The 22,910-nt window shown below is 49.0% G+C and carries 20 protein-coding genes; 13 read left to right on the top strand and 7 right to left on the bottom strand.

Annotated elements, in window-relative coordinates; genetic code table 11:
* Window positions 1–36 precede the first annotated feature (36 nt).
* The 3 genes from lipB (at window position 37) to I3X05_RS03555 (ending at window position 2,184) form a co-directional block, all read left to right on the top strand.
* Window positions 37–693, top strand: coding sequence for a lipoyl(octanoyl) transferase LipB (gene lipB / locus I3X05_RS03565; RefSeq protein ID WP_193253168.1), 657 nt, complete (start codon window positions 37–39; stop codon window positions 691–693).
* Entirely contained in the window at window positions 690–1,655 is a 966-nt protein-coding gene (lipA, locus tag I3X05_RS03560) for a lipoyl synthase (RefSeq protein WP_193186230.1), read from the top strand. Before lipB ends, lipA begins: the two co-directional genes overlap by 4 nt.
* 193 nt (window positions 1,656–1,848) lie before the next feature.
* Window positions 1,849–2,184, top strand: a complete 336-nt coding sequence (locus tag I3X05_RS03555; protein ID WP_039434173.1) for a hypothetical protein — start codon at window positions 1,849–1,851, stop codon at window positions 2,182–2,184.
* A 75-nt stretch (window positions 2,185–2,259) separates the two neighbouring features.
* Here the strand turns inward: I3X05_RS03555 and glyA are convergent, their stop codons facing one another.
* On the bottom strand, window positions 2,260–3,510 hold the full coding sequence (gene glyA / locus I3X05_RS03550; RefSeq protein WP_045570652.1) for a serine hydroxymethyltransferase: 1,251 nt from the start codon (window positions 3,508–3,510) through the stop codon (window positions 2,260–2,262).
* A gap of 346 nt (window positions 3,511–3,856) precedes the next feature.
* Between glyA and I3X05_RS03545 the strand changes: the two genes are divergently transcribed.
* From I3X05_RS03545 to I3X05_RS03535, 3 genes are all read left to right on the top strand, one after another.
* Window positions 3,857–4,456 carry a YitT family protein gene (locus I3X05_RS03545; RefSeq protein ID WP_039442517.1) on the top strand — a complete coding sequence of 200 codons (600 nt, stop codon included), beginning with the start codon at window positions 3,857–3,859 and terminating at the stop codon, window positions 4,454–4,456.
* 84 nt (window positions 4,457–4,540) lie between these two features.
* Window positions 4,541–6,088: a transcriptional regulator gene (locus tag I3X05_RS03540; RefSeq protein ID WP_045570653.1), complete on the top strand. Its 1,548-nt coding sequence runs from the start codon at window positions 4,541–4,543 to the stop codon at window positions 6,086–6,088.
* A 192-nt stretch (window positions 6,089–6,280) separates the two neighbouring features.
* Entirely contained in the window at window positions 6,281–7,192 is a 912-nt protein-coding gene (locus tag I3X05_RS03535) for a hypothetical protein (RefSeq protein WP_045570654.1), read from the top strand.
* A gap of 50 nt (window positions 7,193–7,242) precedes the next feature.
* Here I3X05_RS03535 and treC read toward each other — a convergent pair whose 3' ends face one another.
* The 4 genes from treC to gmhB all read right to left on the bottom strand — a co-directional run bounded on the left by treC (window position 7,243) and on the right by gmhB (window position 12,147).
* Window positions 7,243–8,928: an alpha,alpha-phosphotrehalase gene (gene treC / locus I3X05_RS03530; protein ID WP_045570655.1), complete on the bottom strand. Its 1,686-nt coding sequence runs from the start codon at window positions 8,926–8,928 to the stop codon at window positions 7,243–7,245.
* Between the two features lie 69 nt (window positions 8,929–8,997).
* The gene (treB, locus tag I3X05_RS03525; protein WP_045570656.1) at window positions 8,998–10,422 is read right to left on the bottom strand and encodes a PTS trehalose transporter subunit IIBC; all 1,425 of its coding nucleotides are present in this window, start codon (window positions 10,420–10,422) and stop codon (window positions 8,998–9,000) included.
* Between the two features lie 171 nt (window positions 10,423–10,593).
* Window positions 10,594–11,541: a trehalose operon repressor TreR gene (gene treR / locus I3X05_RS03520; RefSeq protein WP_045570657.1), complete on the bottom strand. Its 948-nt coding sequence runs from the start codon at window positions 11,539–11,541 to the stop codon at window positions 10,594–10,596.
* Window positions 11,542–11,580: 39 nt separating this feature from the next.
* A complete protein-coding gene (gene gmhB, locus I3X05_RS03515; protein WP_337970962.1) occupies window positions 11,581–12,147 on the bottom strand; it encodes a D-glycero-beta-D-manno-heptose 1,7-bisphosphate 7-phosphatase in 567 nt (188 codons plus the stop codon).
* Window positions 12,148–12,417: 270 nt separating this feature from the next.
* Between gmhB and metN the strand changes: the two genes are divergently transcribed.
* Genes metN through I3X05_RS03500 form a run of 3 tightly spaced genes read left to right on the top strand, consistent with a single transcriptional unit; the run spans window position 12,418 to window position 14,962 of the window.
* Complete coding sequence (gene metN, locus I3X05_RS03510; RefSeq protein ID WP_045570658.1) at window positions 12,418–13,452, top strand: methionine ABC transporter ATP-binding protein MetN; 1,035 nt, start codon at window positions 12,418–12,420, stop codon at window positions 13,450–13,452.
* Complete coding sequence (locus I3X05_RS03505; RefSeq protein WP_045570659.1) at window positions 13,442–14,119, top strand: methionine ABC transporter permease; 678 nt, start codon at window positions 13,442–13,444, stop codon at window positions 14,117–14,119. The genes metN and I3X05_RS03505 overlap by 11 nt, the downstream gene beginning before the upstream one ends.
* A 33-nt stretch (window positions 14,120–14,152) precedes the next feature.
* Entirely contained in the window at window positions 14,153–14,962 is an 810-nt protein-coding gene (locus tag I3X05_RS03500) for a MetQ/NlpA family lipoprotein (RefSeq protein ID WP_039424478.1), read from the top strand.
* 69 nt (window positions 14,963–15,031) lie between these two features.
* Here the strand turns inward: I3X05_RS03500 and I3X05_RS03495 are convergent, their stop codons facing one another.
* Both I3X05_RS03495 and syd read right to left on the bottom strand, forming a co-directional pair.
* The gene (locus I3X05_RS03495; RefSeq protein ID WP_045570660.1) at window positions 15,032–15,808 is read right to left on the bottom strand and encodes a Zn-ribbon-containing protein; all 777 of its coding nucleotides are present in this window, start codon (window positions 15,806–15,808) and stop codon (window positions 15,032–15,034) included.
* 2 nt (window positions 15,809–15,810) lie between these two features.
* Window positions 15,811–16,356, bottom strand: a complete 546-nt coding sequence (gene syd, locus I3X05_RS03490; protein ID WP_045570661.1) for a SecY-interacting protein — start codon at window positions 16,354–16,356, stop codon at window positions 15,811–15,813.
* A gap of 91 nt (window positions 16,357–16,447) precedes the next feature.
* Between syd and queF the strand changes: the two genes are divergently transcribed.
* The 4 genes from queF (at window position 16,448) to ppnN (ending at window position 22,881) form a co-directional block, all read left to right on the top strand.
* A complete protein-coding gene (gene queF / locus I3X05_RS03485; protein ID WP_045570662.1) occupies window positions 16,448–17,293 on the top strand; it encodes an NADPH-dependent 7-cyano-7-deazaguanine reductase QueF in 846 nt (281 codons plus the stop codon).
* A gap of 27 nt (window positions 17,294–17,320) precedes the next feature.
* Entirely contained in the window at window positions 17,321–19,585 is a 2,265-nt protein-coding gene (locus I3X05_RS03480) for a tetratricopeptide repeat protein (protein ID WP_082069691.1), read from the top strand.
* Window positions 19,586–19,684: 99 nt separating this feature from the next.
* A complete protein-coding gene (locus I3X05_RS03475; RefSeq protein ID WP_045570664.1) occupies window positions 19,685–21,244 on the top strand; it encodes a GGDEF domain-containing protein in 1,560 nt (519 codons plus the stop codon).
* 260 nt (window positions 21,245–21,504) lie between these two features.
* The gene (gene ppnN / locus I3X05_RS03470; protein ID WP_045570665.1) at window positions 21,505–22,881 is read left to right on the top strand and encodes a nucleotide 5'-monophosphate nucleosidase PpnN; all 1,377 of its coding nucleotides are present in this window, start codon (window positions 21,505–21,507) and stop codon (window positions 22,879–22,881) included.
* The last annotated feature ends 29 nt before the right edge of the window (window positions 22,882–22,910 follow it).

Below are 22,910 nucleotides of genomic sequence, written 5' to 3'. Positions count from 1 at the left end.
ATGCAAAAACTTTATTAAGCGACGACAGGATAAAGTATGCACAATCAACTGGTAGTAAAGCGCCTCGGTAGACAAGACTACTCCCCAGTCTGGCAGGCGATGCACCAATTCACCGACCAACGCAGCGAAGAGACCCGTGACGAAGTGTGGTTGGTGGAACACAACCCAGTGTTTACTCAGGGTCAAGCTGGGAAAATCGAGCACTTGCTCAACACGGGAGATATTCCTGTGGTGCAAAGTGATCGAGGCGGACAGGTCACGTATCACGGACCGGGGCAATTGGTGGTCTACTTCTTGATTAACCTTCGTCGCAAAAAATTAGGGGTGCGCGATCTCGTCACTACGATAGAGAATCTCGTAATTAATACCCTAAAAGCCTACAATATCGATTCTGCAGCACGGCCGGATGCTCCGGGCGTCTACGTGGATGGCAAAAAGATCTGCTCATTAGGCCTGCGTATCCGTAAAGGGTGCTCATTTCACGGTTTGGCTCTCAACGTCAATATGGATCTCTCCCCTTTCCTGCGTATCAACCCTTGCGGTTATCAAGGAATGGAAATGATCCAAGTGAGTGAGCTTGGAGGTCCCAACGAACTCGCAACGATAGAGCAGCAACTAATAAAAGAACTGGTCAATTTGCTTGGTTATGAGCAAGTGACATTCAGCACAGAAGCAGAAGTAAGAGAAGCATGAGTAAACCAATTCAGATGGAAAAAGGCGTTAAATATCGTGACGCTGACAAAATGGCCCTAATTCCAGTCAAGAACATGCCGACTGAGCAGAAAGAGATGTTGCGTAAGCCCGCTTGGATGAAGATTAAACTGCCTTCTGACAGTCAACGTATTCAAGACATCAAAGCGGCCATGCGTAAAAACAATCTCCATTCCGTTTGTGAAGAGGCTTCTTGTCCTAACCTCGCTGAATGTTTTAACCACGGCACCGCCACCTTTATGATCTTGGGTGCAATCTGTACCCGTCGCTGCCCATTCTGTGATGTTGCTCATGGCCGACCATTACCACCAGAAGCGGAAGAGCCGACCAAGTTAGCCAAGACCATCGCCGACATGAAGCTCAAGTACGTGGTGGTGACATCGGTTGACCGTGACGATCTACGCGATGGCGGCGCGAAGCACTTTGCCGACTGTAACCGAGAAATCCGCGCACTCAATCCAAACATTCGCATCGAAACACTGGTACCGGACTTTCGTGGCCGCATGGACGTTGCGTTAGAGGCATTGAAAGACAATCCGCCAGATGTGTTTAACCACAATTTGGAAACCGCGCCGCGTCTTTACCGCAAGGCGCGACCAGGTGCCAATTATCAGTGGTCACTGGATTTGCTGAAGAAATTCAAAGAGCAGCATCCTAGTGTGCCGACTAAATCAGGCCTGATGATGGGCTTAGGTGAAACCAAAGAAGAGATCATCGAAGTACTGAAAGATCTACGTGCGCACGGTGTCACCATGCTGACACTCGGCCAATACTTGGCACCAAGCCGCCATCACCTCCCTGTTGAACGTTACGTTCCACCAGAAGAGTTTGATGAACTCAAAGAGATCGCGTTAGAACTGGGCTTTACCCATGCCGCTTGTGGACCGTTTGTACGCTCTTCTTACCATGCGGATATGCAAGCACAAGGGCTGGAAGTCAAATAACCGTCCGTAGTGTTGCAAAGGCTGAATGTATATCACGTTCAGCCTTTTTATTTGTCTCATCTTATCTGCGCCACTGAGGTTTAACCTTGCTATGGGTTGCCATCCCAGCGCCATTTATATAGGCTTGATGCAAGTGCATATCATCTCGGTTGACTATGCTCATTGGCATTCCCAACACAAAGGATTTTATTGAATGAATAAGTTTGGATTTATCGCTCTGCTCTCTACTGCCCTACTGGCGGGTTGTGCGCAGCAAAATACCGCGCAAGATAATTATCGCGAAGCGTCTTTTGAATTGTGCAACACGGAAGTCAAAATCTATTCAGTGAGCAAAGATGGTCGTGTACGTATTGTCTGCGCCGATGGCGCAAAATTTGCGCTGAACAGCGAAGAAACGCTTAACACCATGCGTGACATCAATATCGATTATTGTGATGGTGAAGGGTTGGGGAAATTTAGCGAGACGTCAAGCTACTACTCATTTCAGTGTAAATCAGGCTCTTTGTTGAGTATCTCGAAAGAGAAGTAATCTCTATTCGATTGATCTTTCTGAGTAAACAAAAAGGCTTCCGCATGGGAAGCCTTTGTCTTATTACTTTAATACTTATGCGTAAACTGGCAGACGCTGACAGATTTCTAAAACTTTCGCTTTAGTCGCTGCAATCACATCATCATTACCGATGTTATCTAGCACATCGCACATCCAATCAGCCAGATTAGTAGCATCGGCTTCAGTAAAGCCACGGCGAGTGATCGCTGGCGTACCAACGCGAATACCAGAAGTCACAAACGGGCTACGTGGATCGTTTGGCACTGAGTTTTTGTTTACCGTAATGTTTGCTGCACCCAAAGCGGCATCTGCATCTTTACCCGTGATCTCTTTGTCGATCAGATCAACAAGGAACAGATGGTTTTCAGTGCCGTTTGATACGATTTTGTAACCACGCGCTTGGAATTGTGCCACCATCGCTTTGGCATTTTTCACCACGCGCTCTTGGTAGGCTTTGAACTCAGGTTCCATCGCTTCTTTAAATGCGACCGCTTTACCCGCGATCACGTGCATCAAAGGACCACCTTGACCACCAGGGAATACCGCTGAGTTCAGTTTTTTGTACATCTCTTCGCCTGCGTTTGACAAAATCAAACCACCGCGAGGGCCAGCGAGCGTTTTGTGTGTTGTGGTGGTCACAACGTGCGCGTGTGGAACGGGTGTTGGGTAAACGCCTGCCGCAATTAGGCCGGCAACGTGCGCCATATCGACAAACAGGTAAGCACCGACTTTATCCGCGATTTCACGCATGCGCTTCCAATCAACAATTTGAGAGTAAGCCGAGAAACCACCGATGATCATCTTCGGTTTGTGCTCAAAAGCAAGGGCTTCCATTTCGTCGTAATTGATTTGGCCTGCTTCATCAATGCCGTAAGGGATGACGTTGTAGTGTTTACCAGAGAAGTTAACTGGTGAACCGTGAGTCAAGTGACCGCCGTGCGCTAGGCTCATGCCCAACACGGTATCGCCTGGGTTAAGCAGTGCCATGTATACCGCGCTGTTAGCTTGAGATCCCGAGTGCGGCTGGACGTTTGCGTATTCACAGCCGAACAGTTGGCACGCACGCTCAATCGCCAGAGCTTCTGCTTTATCAACGTACTCACAACCGCCGTAGTAACGCTTACCTGGGTAACCTTCTGCGTATTTGTTGGTTAGCTGAGAACCTTGCGCTTCCATTACACGTGGGCTGGTGTAGTTTTCAGAAGCAATCAGTTCGATGTGCTCTTCCTGACGAAGGGTTTCTTCCTGGATAGCTGCGAATAGCTCCGGATCGTAATCAGCGATATTCATATCACGCTTAAGCATCTGTATCTCCTGACTCAGATTAGACTGAAAGTTGCAAAAAAACTGTCAAATGACCCAACGCAAACGTTTTCGTCACCGTAATGGCGCGCATTCTACATAATTTGATCCAGGTCATAAAGAGAAAAGTTCACTTTTCTTATGCAGTTTTTTCATGATGACATTTGAGAAGATTCATCTTCACCGATGATGATGACAAAGATGCGACTTCAACTGTCAATATTTTCGTTTTACACCCTGTAAAACAACAATTACATAGGTTTACCCTAATTTTAGTCGTCTAGCTACCGAAAAGATCAGCTTTTGACTACTATGCTCGCCCCTTATTGCGCATTAAATTTAGGAACTGATGGAAAAACACTCACACAAAGAGGACTGGATTGCTATCTTGACCGGCACCTTTCTGGTCGCCCAAGGCGTCTTCTTTCTGCAATCGGCACATCTTCTCACTGGTGGCACTACGGGGCTCGCATTGCTGGTGTCCCAGTTTACTCCATTCACGTTTGGATTGTTGTACTTTTTGAGCAACTGCCCTTTCTATTTACTTGCATGGCGACGTTATGGCAGACGATTTGCTTTTAATAGTGCGATTTCTGGCGCTTTAGTCTCTATTTTTGCCGATAACCTGTATTTAGTCATTTCTGTCGATAACATCCATCCGGTCTACTGCGCGATTGCTGGCGGCCTTTTCATGGGATTGGGAATGCTCATCTTGTTTCGTCACCGTTCCAGTCTTGGTGGTTTTAATGTCTTGTGTCTCTATGTTCAGGACAAATTCGGCATTTCGGTAGGAAAATCTCAGATGGCGATTGATGCGGCAATTCTGACGGCCTCGTTTTTCTTTGTCACGCCAAACACGATTTTACTCTCGATTCTCGGTGCTTTTGCTTTAAACCTAGTGCTTGCCATGAATCATAAGCCCCACCGTTACAAAGTGAATTATTCTTGACGTCATGCTTATGACGCGTTGTCCTGTTTTGGCTTATGAAAGTGCTATACACTATCAGCAGTGTTCATGAAGTAACCCAGTGCGATGCAAGACTTTTTAACCACAGCAAAAGAGCAACAATGTCATATTCTAATCAGCCAGTTAGAATATGACCCTATCACCAGAACGCTTGCTCTCGACGACGAAATCATCGATCTCGAACCTAGAACAGCCGAGTTAGTTGAACTGCTTCTTACCCATGTCGGTGAGCCTCTCTCTGCCGACGCCATCATTCAGACCATTTGGCAAAGCGATTTCATCTCGCGCAATGTTCTTACTAACCGCATTTCAACGTTAAGAGCCCTGCTACAGAAACACTTACCCGCGGAAGACGCCACCAAGATCCTCGTCACTTATCCGCGTAAAGGTTACTTCTTCAGTTTGGGTCATATCGCCCTGAAAACGCCATCTCCTGATCCCGCTGCCGAACCATCGTCTAGCGCCTCCCCGCAACCAGAGACTAAAATTTTCTCACGCTATCCCCAGACAATACGTCTTCTCTCTTTGCTGTGCGCCGTATTCGCACTAGTCGCATGCACCTTGAGTTACCTTTATTGGCATGAGAAGCAGACAGCCATCGAAAAAGCGCGTGAGCATCAAGCGATTCAACTGCGAGAGTTGTTGCTCAATCGAGTCGATGCCATTGGGCCTATAGCGAGCTCACATCGCAAAGCGATCAAAGCACTGATCTTAGAGCAACAGATTGAGTATCCATACACCGATATCGTCAATCAGGACTCGCCAGATTATTTCGTTTCTCCACTCGAACACGGCCCTTATTTCCCTGGTGCCAAAAATGTTCGTCGTAGTGACTACGTATTGAACATTCGCTTAAAAGACACGCAAGACCAACAGCATCTCCAAGCTGAAGCACGGATTCAGTCTTCCAGATCAGAGAAGGTGGTGTTTAAAGCCATTTATTTGCTGGATGTTGAAGATCTCAGCAGCAGTTTACTGGCGCTACAACAAGACATTGCGCGCTTTTTTAACCTTCCCGTACCAACGGGCTATGACTGGGCACTGAGGAATAAAGGAGAACTCGAGCAGTTAGATAAAGCCATGGCTGAGGGTGAAATCAGACCCACCGATGAATTTACCGCATTGTATATTGCAAGGTATTTCGCTCTGGTTGAAACAGACACGGATACCCGTAAAAGAGCGCTGGAAGTACTGCAAACCTATTTCGCTCAATTGCCTGAGGAGTTGACCGTTTGGCTGGGCATTCTCCATTTCAAAGTCAGCAGTTTTGATTCTGCCTACGATTTTTTGCGTACTCCCGTTGGCAGCTCGAGAATCGACAACGCCTTTATCTATCTCTTGCTGTCGGATATTTCCCATCGACAAGGAAAAACAGAGCCATTTCGTCTCAACTACATGCTCTCGATTGTCGCGCTCTCACGCATTTTATCGACAGAGCAGTTGTTTGAACGCTTGGCGCAGCCAGAATCGTCTGACACTTGCTATCAACCTTGGCAAAAATTGGGCAACAACTTAGATGATCCGAGCGTGATTGAAACTTGGCGTCCGGTGGTTAAAGCGTATTGTGAGAAGATCGGTACTGAGTTGCAAAGATCACCATCTAAAACTCCCTAAGCACACCAAAACAGCAATATCGGTCAGGTTATTTAAAGGATAAATATCATTTTAAAAACAAAAACTTAAATATAAATTAAGCATTCATAACTATCTGTGTCAGTTTATTTTTTGCTAACTGATAGCGACGGCCCATACAATCCCTCTATCTTATACAGCCTATCACTTAAACTTATTCCGGATATTATTTGTATGCTAAAAAACTTCGCTCTTATGACTCTCGCCGCTATTGCTCTTACTGGATGTAACGGCAGTTCTTCTGAATCATCCGGCAAACCAGACATCAAACCACCAGAAGTTCGATTTGATTATCCAATTATCGACTCTCAATTTTCTCCAAATAGCGCCGCGGAATTTCATTATAGTCAGATGGTCAATGGCGTAACGCAAGATGACTTATCAGTGCGCTTTGAAAAACACAGTGGCGATTCCCTTTTACAACTGATTTTAGATCAGGAAGAAGATAATTCTCCGCTGATCAATTTGCTTAACTCGCTGATTAATTCTGGTAATAATACCTTCTTCCGAACAACAAACTCTGATGGCCCAAAAGATGGTCAATCTATTTTCTATGTTGGCAACGATGGTTATTTACGTGAGATAATCGATTTTTATATTGATTTGTCTGCCGATTCTTCTAATCCTTCTAACGACAGATTAGCTCGGGCACTCATGCTTCAATATTCGAAAACGATCCAAACGGACGGCAATAAAATCAGTGGGTGGAGTGACACTACAAACAGCAGTACTTTGTCATTTTCAGTCCCCCTATTAAAGACATTACTCGCTGATTTTGCCGATGTCCCTGAGTTGAGTAATTTAGACGATGAGTCCTCTTGCAAGCTGATTTTGCAACAAAAAAGAGTTGAAACTAGTGAACGGAAAACCATTACTATTGCAAATAAGCGTATCGAAGCAGCACCGATTACTAATACAGACACTTATACTCTTAACTGTGCAGAGAAAGAGTTACCGAAATTTGTACGCAGCACAGCTCTCTGGTACAACCCAACATTTGGTATCTTAGAACAAACTGAAAGGTTAGCTGTGGATGGCAAGCCATTGTCTACGAACACTGTATGGTTGGACTCGCTACCGCTGTAAAAACAAAAGGCTTGGGTGAACCAAGCCTTTTTTGAGTCGCCTTTTGGGGGTTAGCACTCAATCAGAAGAATCCGTGTCTCGTAAGGTCTGAGAATTTGATGATGAGACGCCATCGCAGAGGCTACATTCTGATAATTAGACAGCAAACATTTCGCCTGCTGCATGGCGAGATCCGCAGGGAGCACGCACTCGGTATCCACACCGTAATAGTTGTTGATACAGATCAACTGCTGCTTAGCGTTGCGTCTTGCGTAAGCAAAAACCTGCTTGTGCTCTGGCAGTAAATCCAAGTAATCCCCATCGGTAATCACCGCCACTTGCTTACGTAGCTCAATCAAACGCTTGTAGAAATAAAACACGGAGCCGAGATCCGCGACCGCCGCTTGAGCATTGATTTCAGGATAATTGCTGGCGACATCCAGCCACGGCTTACCACGTGTGAAGCCTGCATTCTCACTTCCATCCCACTGCATTGGAGTACGCGAGTTATCACGAGATTTCTGCGCTAAAATCGCCATCATCTCCTCATGACTCACGCCTTGCTGCTGCACCATGATTTGGTACATGTTGGTGCTTTCCACGTCACGATACTGCTTAATATGACGGTAGCCCGGGTTGGTCATACCAATCTCTTCACCTTGATAGACGTAAGGAGTCCCTTGCAACATGTGCACAGACGCAGCGAGCATTTTCGCCGACTCGACTCGATACCTCTGGTCATCACCGAGGCGGCTGACAATTCTTGGCTGATCGTGGTTACACCAAAATATCGCGCCCCAGCCTTTTCCGTTAAGCCCGGTTTGCCAATGGTTAAAGATCTGTTTGAGCTGAAGAAAATCAAACGGTGCTTTGGTCCATTTTTCCCCGTTGGGGTAATCCACTTTCAAGTGGTGGAAGTTAAACACCATCGACAATTCTTTGCCATCGAGCGAGGAGTAGCGCTGGCAATGCTCCAATGTGGTCGACGACATTTCGCCCACCGTAACACTGCCATGCTGTTGAAACACTTCCGCACTGATCTCTTGCAGATACTCGTGAACCCGAGGGCCATCGGTGTAAAAACGGCGCCCATCACCGACGTCATCGCTGCAAAAATCCTGCTGCTTTGAAATCAGGTTGATCACATCAAGGCGGAAGCCATCGACGCCTTTTTCTGCCCAAAAGCGAATCACCTGCTTAACCTCTTCCCGCACCGCTGGGTTTTCCCAGTTCAAGTCGGCTTGCTCTTTGGCAAACAGATGCAGGTAATATTGCCCGGTTTTCTCGTCCAACGCCCAAGCGCTGCCGCCAAACTTGGATTGCCAGTTATTCGGCACACCGCCATCCTGCGGATCTTTCCAGATGTAGTAATCGCGGTATGGGCTGTTTTTGTCCCCTAACGCAGATTGGAACCAATGATGCTCAGTCGAGGTATGGTTCACGACGATATCCATAATGATTCGGATGCCGCGATCATGAGCCTGTGTGAGCAGGGCATCAAAGTCTGCCATGGTGCCAAATTCAGGGTTGATGGCGTAGTAGTCGGAAATATCATAACCGTTGTCGACCATCGGTGATTGGTACACGGGTGTGAGCCAAATAGCATCGACACCCAAGTGTTGCAGATAATCCAGTTTGCTGATGATCCCTTGCAGATCACCGGTGCCTTTATCGCCACTGTCGCAGAAACTTTTTGGATAGATCTGATAGATGGTGGCGGTTTTCCACCAGCTCATCTCTTGATTCGTTGTCGTCATGGAGTTGTTCTCACTTACCACAAAAATAAAGAAAGGAGTGGCAAGCCGCCACTCCAAAAGGCGTTGCGCTTAAGCGCTTACAAGGTCCAGTTCTCCTTTCGCCTGTGCGCGCTTATAGAAGGCAAGCGTCAACACTGCTGGCAATGCGATAGCCACCAACATCGCCAGAGCATAAATTCCCCAGAACTGTGGCTGAATGGAAAGGATACCCGGCAGACCGCCGACTCCAATGCCGTTCGCCATCACCCCTGCGCTACCACAGATGGCCGCCGCGACAGCACTACCAATCATGGCACTGAGCATCGGGAACTTGTATTTCAGGTTGATGCCGTACATCGCCGGCTCCGTAACCCCGAGGTAAGCCGAAATCGCGGCTGGAATTGAGATGTCACGCTCACCATGTTTTTTGCTGATGATAATGATACCGACCACCGCAGACGCTTGAGCGATATTCGAAAGCGCAATCAGCGGCCAAATCGGCGTGCCACCGAGCTCTTGCATCAGTTGCAGGTCAACCGCGTTGGTGGTGTGATGGATACCCGTAATCACCAGCGGCGCGTAGAGGAAACCAAACACCATTGAGCCCAGCACAGCGAAATCACCGGTCATCGCTGCTTTCGCTGCAATAGCGACCCAGTTACCTAACTCACGACCAAATGGGCCGATAATTGAGTGGGCCAAAACAACCGACAGAATAATTGAGACGAACGGCACCACCACCAAATAGAGGTAAGAAGGGACCATGCGTTTGAGATTGGTTTCAATAAGGGCCAACACCACACCCGCCAGCATGGCCGGAATCACTTGAGCTTGGTAACCCACTTTCTCAATCACAAATAGGCCAAAATCCCACACTTCCGGCGCTTGTTTACCGATGAGATAAGCATTCATCAATTGCGGCGACACCAGCGTGACACCCAAAGTGATACCAAGAATCGGTGTACCACCGAGTTTTTTCACCGTCGACCAACATACTCCGACCGGTAGGAAGAAGAAGATTGCTTCACCAATCAACCACAAGAAGGAATGCACTGTCGCCCAGAATTGGCTGATTTCCGTCAACGTTTGGCCATCAAACATCTTGATGTCGCCAATCACGTTTCTAAAACCGAGGATCAAACCGCCAGTGATAATGGCAGGCAACAGCGGGACAAAAATCTCTGCCAAATGAGAGATCCCGCGCTCGAGAAAGTTCATGTTTTGTCTAGCGGCTAACTTAGCATCTTCTTTGCTGGCTTCACTTTTGCCCGAGAGCTCAAGCAAAATTTTGTATACCGCATCCACTTCAGTACCAATCACGACTTGGAATTGGCCCGCATTGGTAAAGCAGCCTTTAACTATAGGCAATGCTTCTAGTTGTTTTACATCGGCAATCTCGGTGTCATTTAACACAAAGCGAAGACGTGTCAGACAATGGCTGACGCTAGCAATGTTGTCGCTACCCCCGACCAGCTCGATCAGACGTTGAACGTCTTGGCGCGCTATCTTACTCATAACTCTGTCCACCCTATTTTATGGATTTATGCAATTATAGTTGTTTTAATATGGGAACATTCCCATTTACAGGTTAAATAGTGCCAGTTTTCATAAATAAACAAAATGGGAACAGTCCCATTAATTGAGTAGGATCACAGTAAATTGGAAAAGCGTTTTATAATGAAGCGCTTAGCGAATCAGTGGTGCTTGGGTAAGATGGGTGATGGTTTCGTGACCACTCAGTTGGGAAATCAACATCTTAGCGGCTTTTTCACCCGCTAGGTGGTAGCCGGGATCAACGCTGAAGATCTTGGGAAAGAGAAAAGAGAGCAGCTCATTGCCACCGACGCCTGTCACGCGGACCTCTTCACGTCCGAGTTCTTGTAGACGTTTGAGCACGCCCAGCGCCAAGGTATCACTGGCACAGACAATCGCCTGCGTCTGCTCGGTGAGGACCTTATCCACTAAACGATACGCGCTCTCATGGCTCAATTTGCCCGTTTGATAAACTGGCGTCAGCTGATGTTGCTGACACCAATTCCGATAGGCGTTGAGACGTGCCAGACCGGTGGTTCGGTCTTCAGGATTGACACCAATATACGCGATATGGCGCAGGGATTGTGCCAGCAAATGCTCCAGCGCCAGTTCAATCACGCGTTGGTTGTCGTAGTTAATTGAAGAGACCGAGGTCTCTTCGGTCGCAATCACCACTACGCGGTGTTGCCATTCGGCGACTTGCTGCATGTCACAATCGGTAAAGCCAAACAAGATCAACCCATCCACATTGCGCCGCCGCAGTACATCCAAATGCTCATTGGTCTTGTCCCGGTCAAACTGGCTCTCCATGATCACCACATCGTATCCGGCTTGGTAGAAGATATTGAGCATGGTGCTCACCGCACGATTTTCTGAGGGAGAATCGAGACGCGAGATGATAACGCCCACCACTTTCTGGCTGCCACCGCGCATCGACTGCGCAGATTTCGACGGCACATAGCCCGACGCCGCAATCACTTCCTCCACTTTGGCACGCGTTTCTGGTTTGACTTTAGGGTCATTGGTCAGAACTCGCGACACGGTGGATTTCCCTACGCCGGACAAACGTGCGATGTCTAAAATGGTCAGCTTTTTATTCATATCGAGTCAAGATCACTCATTGGAGAAGAAAAAGGCCGCTTAGCGACCTTTCAGATGTTGTTTCACGTACTCGGGCACCTCACGGATGCTCTCCAGCACCGCGGTTGCCAGCGCTTCGCCTTGCTCTGTGAGCGGTTTTCCGGTCTTCACCAATAACTTGGTGCCGACACCAGCCGCGTCAGCGGCCATCATATCTTCCGCTTTGTCGCCCACCATAATCGAGTTGGCCATATCGATCTTCAAGAAATCACGCGCTGAAATAAACATGCCCGGCATAGGCTTGCGGCAGTCACAATCTTGCTTGTAATCGCCAATACCGTGCTCGGCATGATGCGGGCAATAATAGATGCCGTCGAACTCAACCCCATTGTCAGCGAAATTCCAGTCCATCCATTGAGTCAGAGAGAGAAAGCGATCTTCACTAAACTTACCACGCGCTATCCCCGACTGGTTGGTGACCAAAACCAGTAAGTAGCCCATCTCTTGCAGGGCTTTGGTCGCTGCGAATACACCATCAATGTATTCGAAATCATGCTCATCGTGAACATACCCATGATCGACGTTAATCACGCCATCACGATCTAAAAAAACAGCAGGTTTGGCCAAAATCTATATCTCTGTCAACAGGGTAACTTAAAGCGCGATTATAACCGAAAAGGCGACGTTTGCGAGTTTCAACTGCCACACAGCCAGCTCAATCGCTCTGCATAGACTATTCTTCTCTATCTAATGACGATTTGATTGGTAAACCGCTAAACGTTTGGACGTCTAGACGTAAAAATATCTATTGACTTGAAAACGTGAAAGCCATAGCATCATCTGAAAAGTGAGCCAGCGCTCAAAATATTATTCTGTTGTCCCTGCACAGGTATAAAAATGATTGAAATTAGTCAGGTAAATAAAGTGTTTTATCAAGGCAGTAAGGAAATACATGCTTTGAAAAACATCAACTTACATATCGCAGAAGGCACCATTTTTGGTGTTATCGGATCATCGGGTGCAGGGAAAAGCACGCTGATCCGCTGCGTGAACATGCTCGAAGCGCCAAGCAGCGGCCGCATTGTGGTGGACGGCGTTGACCTCACCACCCTCAGCAAAGCGCAACTGGGCGAAGCACGCCGCAACATTGGCATGATTTTCCAGCATTTTAATCTGCTCTCCTCACGCAGCGTGTTTGACAACGTTGCCCTGCCACTGGAGTTGGCAGGCAAGAGCAAAGAGCAGATCAAAGAGAAAGTGACGCAGTTGCTCAAACTGGTTGGCTTATCGGACAAACAGGAAAGCTACCCTGCCAATCTCAGCGGCGGGCAAAAGCAGCGCGTAGCGATTGCCCGTGCTTTGGCGAGCGATCCGAAAGTGCTGCTGTGCGACGAAGCCACCAGCGCACTCGATCCGGCGACCACGCACTCGATTTTGGAACTACTGAAAGAGATCAACCGCAAGCTGAAAATCACTATGCTGCTTATTACTCATGAGATGGATGTGGTGAAAAGCATCTGCCACGAAGTGGCGATCATTGGCGACGGCGAACTGGTTGAAAAAGGCACGGTTGGCGAGATCTTCGCCCATCCGAAAACCGAGCTGGCACACGCGTTTATTCGCTCTACCTTGGATCTCTCCATTCCGGAAGATTACCAAGTGCGCTTGCAGTCAAAGCGTGTAGAAGGCAGCTATCCACTGGTCAGGCTGGAATTTACCGGAGCAACGGTGGACGCGCCGCTGGTGTCTCAGATCTCGCGTAAATTCAATATTGATATCAGCATTCTCAGCTCTGATCTCGATTACGCAGGCGGCGTCAAGTTTGGCATGATGGTCGCTGAGCTGTTTGGCAATGAAGAAGACGACAACGCCGCACTGGAATTTTTGCGCGAACATAACGTAAAAGTGGAGGTACTGGGTTATGTCCTTTAATACGATTGCACAGTGGCTGAGTTTAAATGGCGATCTCCTGCTGGGCGCAACTTGGCAAACCTTGTACATGGTGGCGGTGGCTGGCGTAGTCGGTTTTGCGATCGGCATTCCGCTTGGCGTGATTCTGCACACCAGCAAAAAAGGCGGTTTGTTGGAAAACACCAAACTCAACAAAACCCTTGGCGCCATTGTCAACGTAGGCCGCTCGGTGCCTTTTTTGGTGCTGATGGTGGCGATTATTCCGGTGACGAAATTACTGGTAGGCACGTTTATCGGCACCACCGCTGCCATCGTACCGCTGACCATAGGTGCGATACCTTTTGTTGCCCGTTTAATTGAAGGCGCGCTGCTGGAAGTGCCGTCTGGTCTGGTTGAAGCGGCGCAAGCCATGGGCGCTACGCCACTGCAAATTATCACTAAGGTACTGCTTCCTGAAGCGCTACCGACCATTGTTAACTCTGTCACTATCACCTTAGTGACGCTGGTCAGCTACTCCGCGATGGCAGGAACCGTTGGCGGTGGCGGTTTGGGCGATGTCGCCATCCGTTATGGTTTCCACCGCTACGACGTGGTGATCATGGCGGTGACTGTCGTCATGTTGATCGTGCTAGTACAGATTATTCAGTCTATCGGCGATGCAATTGTACGCCGCGTAGACCACCGCTAAGAATTGCAAGATAAAAATATAAGGAGATTTACGATGAAATTTAGCCTCAAAGGTTTATTGACGATTGCCGCCGCTGCCTCAGCACTGATTCTCTCTGGTTGTGGTGAAAAAGCCGCAGACAACAGCAAGATCAAAGTGGGCGTGATGGCAGGTGCCGAAGCCCAAGTTGCAGAAGTGGCGGCGAAAGTGGCCAAAGAAAAATATGGTCTAGATGTTGAGCTAGTGACCTTCACTGACTACGTCACACCAAACGCAGCGCTGGATGACGGCTCTATCGACGTCAACGCGTTCCAACACAAGCCGTACCTCGATCAACAAATCGCTGACCGTGGTTACAAACTGACTATCGCAGGCAACACCTTTGTTTACCCAATCGCAGGCTACTCAAAGCAAGTGAAATCGGTAGCAGAAATCCAAGACGGCGCGCGCATCGCTGTTCCTAACGATCCAACCAACCTTGGTCGTTCACTGCTGCTGCTGGAGCAACAAGGCCTGATCAAACTGCGTGACAAAGTTGGCCTACTGGCTACCGTTCGTGACATCGTTGGTAACCCGAAAAATCTGACTATCGTCGAACTGGATGCCGCTCAGCTCCCACGCTCACTGGACGACGTTGCTCTGTCTATCATCAACACCACTTACGCGAGCTCAATCAATTTGACTCCGCAAAAAGATGGCGTATTTGTCGAAGACAAAGAGTCACCTTACGTTAACCTGATCGTGGCGCGTCAAAACAACGTGCAAGCGGAAAACGTACAAAACTTTGTCAAAGCATACCAAACCGAAGAAGTGTACAAAGCGGCTTCTGAGATCTTCCAAGGCGGCGTAGTAAAAGGCTGGTAATTTCGAACGTCGAAAGCAAGAAATCATTGGGGTTGACGTGTAAACGTCAACCCTTTTTATCTTCAGCGATTACTTTAAGTGATCCCAAGAGATATTGGAGACGATACGGCACGTATCGCATTTGAAGTGGAAGATGTCGTGCAGCGCCTGCGCTTGTAGCCACTCACCGCCACATTTCGGACATTTACGCTTCTGCTCGTCCGCCAGCGAGGTGCCACCAACCCGATACTGATAGTAATAAGTCGGGATCTGCGTGAGGTACTCGATCCGCCCGCGCAAATCCCAGCCGCGACGAAACAGCACACTGTCAACATCACAAATCTCATGCAGCGCGGCGTGCTCAGCTCGGCAGCCGCCAGCCATCTGGATCTCATCACACGCTTGCCATTCCGTTTGCCATTTGATCACCGCTTTATGATCGCCGTTTAACGTCGGGCCATTGCGATACAACGGAATCGGCAGCAAGGTTTCACCGCTACGCAGCGGTGAGCAGGTGTGCACATAGGTGGTGTAGAGGACCTGCCAGCTTGGTGTCTCTTCATCGGCCGCTTGTTCTGAGTTGATATCCCGCCCCAGCAAGCGCATTTTCGGCGCTAGAAGCGCGGCTTCAGACAAACGGTCCAAGCACACGCGCACGAAATCCGAATGGTAGCGAGGATGCAAACTCTCTTTTTCCGGGCACACGACGCGGACAAAAAACTCGCCATCGCCCATCACAATCGGAAACTCACGCCCCAGCACTTGGCCGTTATAGCGCAGCGCATCCATCAAACCGTTAATCGCTTTGTCGACCGCGCTCACCGTTGTGTTATCAAAACATTCAAATTGCAATTCAACGACGTACATACTTACACCACAACCTCTAGATTCGCCAAAAACTCCGCCACATTTGGCGCAAGCACTTCTCTTTTGTCGGTGCCAAGCCTTTCTAAGATCACGTTCCCCGTGAGATTACAGATGGAAATCACGTCCAACTCGGCATCGGTTACGGCAATAAACACCGTCGGCTTGAGTTTCAAACGGCGCTGCGTCACCAAATGGCCCAAAATGTTCTCCTGCAAGCGGCTGAAGTCCTCTTCGCTCCATACTTGCAGCAGCGTCAGCTCATTACCTTGCCAAGTGGCGTTCATATCCGCCGCATACTGACTGCCGTAGAAAGCTTTGATGTCATCATGCAAAGTGAGCTCGATCGCGCGTTCGACATTGGCAAAATCGGCCGACTCGTCCAAAGCAACAGGCTGCCACCACACTTGATGTTCGGTTTTGCGTTGGATGCATGGAGAGTCGAGATCAACCAGATCGTCACTGCATGGCAGCTCATTATGTGTCTGTTGCCAGCACAGCTGAAAACGCTGGCTGAATTCGGCAAGCGCTTGTGAGACTGGATTGGTCATGAAAACTCCTAGTTATCCTGAGTTGCAAGATGGCTTTTAAGCGATGGATTAAGTAAAATTCCCGCCATTCTAATCGAAAATGACCACAAGTATGAGCAAATATTCTGACGCCAAAGAGCTGGCTGGCCTGACTTTGGGTAAAAAAACCGAATACGCCACACAATACGACGCAAGTTTACTTCAACCTGTCCCACGCAGCCTCAACCGCGACGATCTGCAATTGGGTGCTAACTTGCCGTTCATGGGTCACGACATCTGGACGCTGTACGAACTCTCTTGGCTCAACAGCAAAGGCTTGCCACAAGTCGCGGTGGGCGAAGTGTATATTCCGGCCACCAGCCCCAACTTGATTGAGTCAAAATCCTTTAAGCTCTACCTCAACAGCTATAACCAGACTCGCTTTGCCACTTGGCAAGCGGTGGTTGAACGCTTAACAAATGATTTATCCGCCTGCGCGGGTGAGCGCGTGACTGTGGAGGTCAATCCACTTAGCCACTACACACAACAACCGATTGTGACCATGGCGGGCGAATGCATCGACGATCAAGATATCGAGATCGAGAGCTACGCTTTCGACCAATCTCTACTGCAAGATGCTGCGGGACAGACGGTGGTGCAAGAAACGCTGCACAGCCATCTGCTGAAATCGAACTGCTTGATCACCAATCAACCCGATTGGGGCAGCGTGGAAATTGATTATCACGGCAAACATATTGATCGCGAAAAGCTGCTGCGCTATTTGGTCTCATTCCGTGAGCACAATGAATTTCATGAGCAGTGCGTCGAGCGTATTTTTACCGACATCATGAAGTACTGTGCGCCACAGAGCCTCACTGTGTACGCACGTTACACCCGTCGTGGTGGTTTGGATATCAACCCTTACCGCTCCACACAACAAGCAAAACCTGCGCACAACCAGCGTATGGCTCGTCAGTAACGATATCGCGTTGAGGGATTAAACATGGTGCGTTGGCAACGTCTAGTCGGCATTTTGGCTCTGCTTTTTAGCGTGCAGTTGCACGCTACGGTGCTCTCTTCCGTCTTATTGACAGAGGCTGAGCAGTTGGTGGATATCGAGCCAAGCCAAGCAAAGAAAATCGTGCAAAATTATCTGACTCAGCGCGAACTCACCAACAACCAAGAAAAAAGCCCTTCCGCGATTTCTCGCGACGACACCGACCGCACGCTGCGCACGCCAAGTGGCAGCGTCGAAGCGTATAAAATTCTCGCCCGTGCGGAATTTGCTTTAGGCAACACCCGTTCAGCGCTGGTGCAGCTCAATACCGCGGAACAGCTGACTAAAACCTTTCAACTGCCTTATCTCAATTTGGATGTGAAGCTGCTGCGTACCCAGTTGTTGTGGCAATTTGATAAAGACTACCTCAAAGCCAAACGCGCGTTAGACGAAATCAGCAGTCAGTTGGAGCTCGCCAGCACCTCTTTACAGATGACCGATAGCGTCAAGTACCGCTTGTTGATGCAGCAAGCGCTGCTCGCATCACAGCAAAATGATTTGCAACAAGCAGAGCGCTACTACGGCGAAGCACAAGAGCTGATTAAAAACAGCCGCTCTGAAAATACTCTGATTGATTACCACATCGCCGTCGGTGAGTTTTATCTCTCTCATCAAAAGTACAACTTAGCCTTGTCGGAACTGCTGTTTGGCTATTGGAAAGCGATTGAAGGCAACAAAAGCGCGCGACTCGCCAAAGTGAATCGACTGCTGGCACAACTGTTTGAAGAGCGCCGCGTGCTCGACAAAGCGCTGGAATACCTTTCGCAAGCGGCCGATTTTTATGATGGCTATCCCAATTCGCCTATCCTTGCTCAGGTGATGGAGAGAATGGGCAACATCTATTTTCGCCAAGGCAAATACAATTTGGCGCTGGTACACTACTTTAACGTGCTGGATCACGACAGCTCGACACGCGACGTACAGCAAGTGGTCAGCATTCGCCTAAGCCTCGCGGCAACCTACCTGCAACTTTATAACTATCCGTTGGCGGAGCAATATCTGGAACGCGCGCTTGAAGTGTTGGAATTTGCCGATATCCCGAAACTAAAAGCGCAAGCGGCGCTGCTCAAATCCGGCTTGGCCTTCTATCAAAACGACAGCCAAGGGGTCATCGCCAACGCCAACAAAGCACTGGATATCACCGCGAGCGCCGCAGAAGAACATTTGACGATCCGGCAACAAGCCTATCAATTACTATCGCTGGGCTACGAACAAGGTAAACAGTTTGATTTGGCGCTAGAGAGCCTGAAGCACTACAACCAGTTAGTGAGCATTGAACAGAAAAAACTCAATCAGATCAGTGAAGATGCGTTTCGTCAGCAAAAAGAGTTCGCCGAACAAACCATTCACTATACAGGCCAAGCTGAACAGCTCGAAAAAATTACCATCGAGCACGCCAAGTTCCAGAAAATCGCCTTTGCACTGTTTTTGCTCTCACTGGTACTGTTTTTACTCCTGATGAGACGAGGCGTGCTACTGCAGCGGCAAACGACGCAGATTGAACAGCTCACCGCCGATCTCTATACCCATTCGCGCTCCAAACTGCGTAACTTGCGCATGCTCAATGCGAAACTGTCCAATTCGCTGCGTAAAACCAATCAAACCTTTGAGCAGTGGCAACTCGGGGAACTGATCCATGAACCGCTGAATGACCGTTTGCGCTTCGTGATGATCGACCTGCCCTTCCTGCGCAGCATGTATGTGCAGCACGGGTACAAAGCGGGCTTAGAACTCGAACGGGCATTTGGTACGTTTCTTAGTGACAAAATCAGCAAGCCTTCACGCTTGTACCATTTTTCCGACGCGAACCTGCTTTACATCGAGCCCAACACAGAACGTCATTATTCGGCCGAAGACATTTTCGCCAAAGTGCAAGCTTGGGTTGATGAGTTTGCCGCTGTGCACCACATCAACCGCACTGTGCGCATGGGCATGGCCGATTACCCATTCTTACCTCGCGCCTACACGGCAATCAACGACCAAGAGTTGCTTGATCTGCTGCTGCTCGCCACGCACTTAGCACGCGAAGTCAGCTTGTTGGATAAGAGCAGTCACTATGTTTATCTAAAGGCTATCGACAACGCGCCCGCGGCGAGTCTTGCCTCCGGTAACATAAGGGATGCCGCGCAACAAGCGATCCATCAAGGGTTAATCAAAATGCACTCGTCTTACCAGAATGAGGACAACCTCAAAAATTTATTAAAAAATGGCTAAATCTCGCGCGCTTAAACCGCCAAATAGATGACGCTATAATGTTTTTTGTTATTATCAGGGTCATCGTTAAGTAGTACATGGACTGTGTTGTCGTTCACAATGGGCATTTTGGAATCCGATATTCAAGCGCAACTGCATCAGTTGAGTTGTCAATTAGACCAACTCAGGCTGACACATCGTGACACATCACTCAAATTCAAACGCGAACAGCTTGTTCTCAAGCGAATTGTGACTTCGCTGAGTGCCGCCTGTCAGGTGTCTGATGCTACACTGAGTCAAAATTTACAGGCTATCCAGCGCGAGCTGGAACAACAAAAAGATGTCAGTCGTTTGCTCCCGCGCTTGGTGGTGCTGGAAAGAATGCTAAGACAACGAACCGTGGCTATGGATAAACAGACCAGTTTTCTTGACGAGCAATTAAAGCACAGTGGCGAAACCCTGCAACGCGTAGCGGGCTTGCCCGCGCAACTCAAACGCGAACTGCGCAACCTGATGGGGTTTAGCCATGGCCAAGGGCGCAATGTCGATCACGCGGTCAAACTGCTCAATATCTATGAACGCGCGTTAAAAATTATCACCTCAAACTCTCGGCTCAACTTTAATGAGCAAAACAGTCTCGACAGAAATCAACTGGACTGCTTAGCGACAGAGCTGCAAAACGCAATTACCGAGTTGGACTTTGAAGGCGAGTCGGGCGATTTGCTGCTCGATATCCGCACTAAGCTGTTGCTCGGTGTCTCCGCGGAAGCGTTGATCGAACTCACTTTGCAGGTTTTGAAGTTGGTCATTGAAGGGACCCATTTCGAGCGTAAAGCGTCAGAGCAGTTTCTCGAACAGCTCAACGCTTCGCTTGCTGCCAATCTAAAAACCTCCCATCAGAATGTCGATCAAAGCCAAACTTACTTTGAGCAGCGCCAGCAATTTAATAAAGAGCTAGGCAAACTGGTGGCCAAAAGTCGCTTTTCGGTCGACAGCGCCACCGAACTTGAGCAGCTCAAAGCCACGGTTTCACCACTTCTGGCACAGATTGAATCACTTTCGCAGCGCTTGAGCCTCGCTGAAGAAAAAGAACAGGTGCTGCAAGAGCGGTTGCAATACGGGCAGCACCAGCTTGAAGCGGTATTTGACGTCACTCAAGACTATCGCCGCCGCTTGGAGGATCAGGCGCAGCGTATGCTGCTCGATCCACTCACCAAAGTGTATAACCGCACGGCGTTTAATGACCGTTTAGAGCTGGAATATCGACGTTGGATCCGCGCGCAACACAACTTACGAGTCGTGCTGCTCGACATCGATAGCTTTAAAGCCATTAACGACAGCTACGGCTACACCGCCGGCGACAAAGCGCTGAAAATCATTGCACGCACCATCCGTAAAGTCGCCGCAGATACCGACACGGTTGCCCGGTTTGGTGGCGAAGAGTTCATTCTACTGATTCCCGAGCAAACCGATGAATACGCGCTGAACTTGGTGAAAAAGATCCAAAGCGAAATCAGCAAACTGCCGTTTAAGTTTCGCGAGCAACAAATCACCATCACATTAAGTGCGGTTTCCACCGCGTTTGGTGAAGCGGATAACCCAGAATATGTCGTGGATCGCTTAGGCACCATGCTCAAAGAGAGTAAACAACGCGGCTTGAATCAGCTCGACTGGCGCTGAACAGTTGCACAAAAATACAGCAGACGAACCTGACTCTTCTGTCAGGTTCTGATTTTTCAACTAGTTATCACGTTTCTTTTCCGCCATCCTTTGCTAAGCTAACAAAACTCCCATGATTTTTGTGCCACAGAGCATGGCTCTGTGGCAGCAATCCAGCCTGCACTCCATTCGCCAATTTCTACAGCGACGTTATCTACAGGGCTCGGGTTGCCACTATTAACCACAATGCTAATAACCACAACGCTAAGCAAGGAGGCCTTATGATTACTCATATCAGCCCTGCAGGAAGTATGGATCTGCTCTCTCAGCTGGAAGTTGAGCGCCTAAAAAAAACCGCCTCTAGCGAACTGTATCAACTGTACCGCAACTGCACGCTAGCGGTACTCAACTCCGGTAGCCACACCGATAACTCCAAAGAGCTGCTGGATAAATATCAGTCCTTTGATGTCAACGTGATGCGCCGTGAGCGCGGCATCAAGCTGGAACTGACTAACCCGCCAGAGCACGCTTTTGTCGATGGCGAGATCATCAAGGGCATTCAAGAGCACCTGTTTGCCGTGCTGCGTGACATCGTTTACGTCAACATGCATTTGGCCGACAGTCAGCGCTTGAATCTGACCAACGCCACGCACATCACCAACCTGGTGTTCGCTATTTTGCGCAACGCGGGCGCGTTGATCCCGGGCATAGAGCCTAATCTGGTGGTGTGTTGGGGTGGGCACTCTATCAACCCGACGGAATATCAATACACGCGTGAAGTCGGCAGCGAGCTCGGGCTGCGTGAGCTGAACATCTGTACGGGGTGTGGGCCGGGTGCAATGGAAGGGCCGATGAAAGGCGCGGCCATTGGTCATGCCAAGCAGCGCTACGCCCATCAACGCTACCTTGGTTTGACTGAACCATCAATCATTGCTGCTGAGCCGCCAAACCCAATAGTCAATGAACTGGTGATCATGCCTGACATTGAAAAGCGTTTGGAAGCATTTGTGCGCATGGCTCACGGCATCATCATCTTCCCCGGTGGTCCGGGCACCGCCGAAGAGCTGCTTTACATCCTCGGCATCATGATGCATCCGGAAAACGCCGAACAGCCGATGCCGATCGTCTTGACGGGGCCGAAAGAGAGTGAAGCCTACTTCCGTTCAATCGATGCCTTTATCGGCGATACCTTAGGCGAAGAAGGGCGTAAACACTACCAAATCATCATTGACAACCCGGCGGAAGTGGCGCGAGTAATGAAACAGGCGATGGGTAAAGTACGTCAGCATCGCAAAGACACCGGTGACGCCTACAGCTACAACTGGTCACTCAAAATTGAGCCTGAGTTTCAGTTGCCGTTTGAGCCGACCCATGATTCGATGGCGAGTTTAGATTTGCACCTGAATCAAAAACCGCAAGTGCTGGCCGCCAATCTGCGTCGAGCTTTCTCAGGGATTGTCGCGGGTAACGTCAAAGCGGAAGGCATTCGCGAAATCGAACGTAAAGGGCCTTTTGTGATTGATGGCGATCCGGTTTTAATGAAAAAGATGGACAAACTGCTGCGAGATTTCGTCGCGCAACATCGAATGAAATTGCCCGGCGGCAGCGCTTATGTGCCTTGCTACAAAATCGCACCAAGCTCAAACGGTGGTCGATAGCGCAGGGATTTTCCGTTACACTCAGGGGC

The sequence above is a fragment of the Vibrio navarrensis genome (assembly GCF_015767675.1).
Lineage (GTDB): Bacteria > Pseudomonadota > Gammaproteobacteria > Enterobacterales > Vibrionaceae > Vibrio.
The sequence above is the reverse complement of the archived record's forward strand: the minus strand, read 5'-3'. Positions and strand labels throughout refer to the sequence as shown.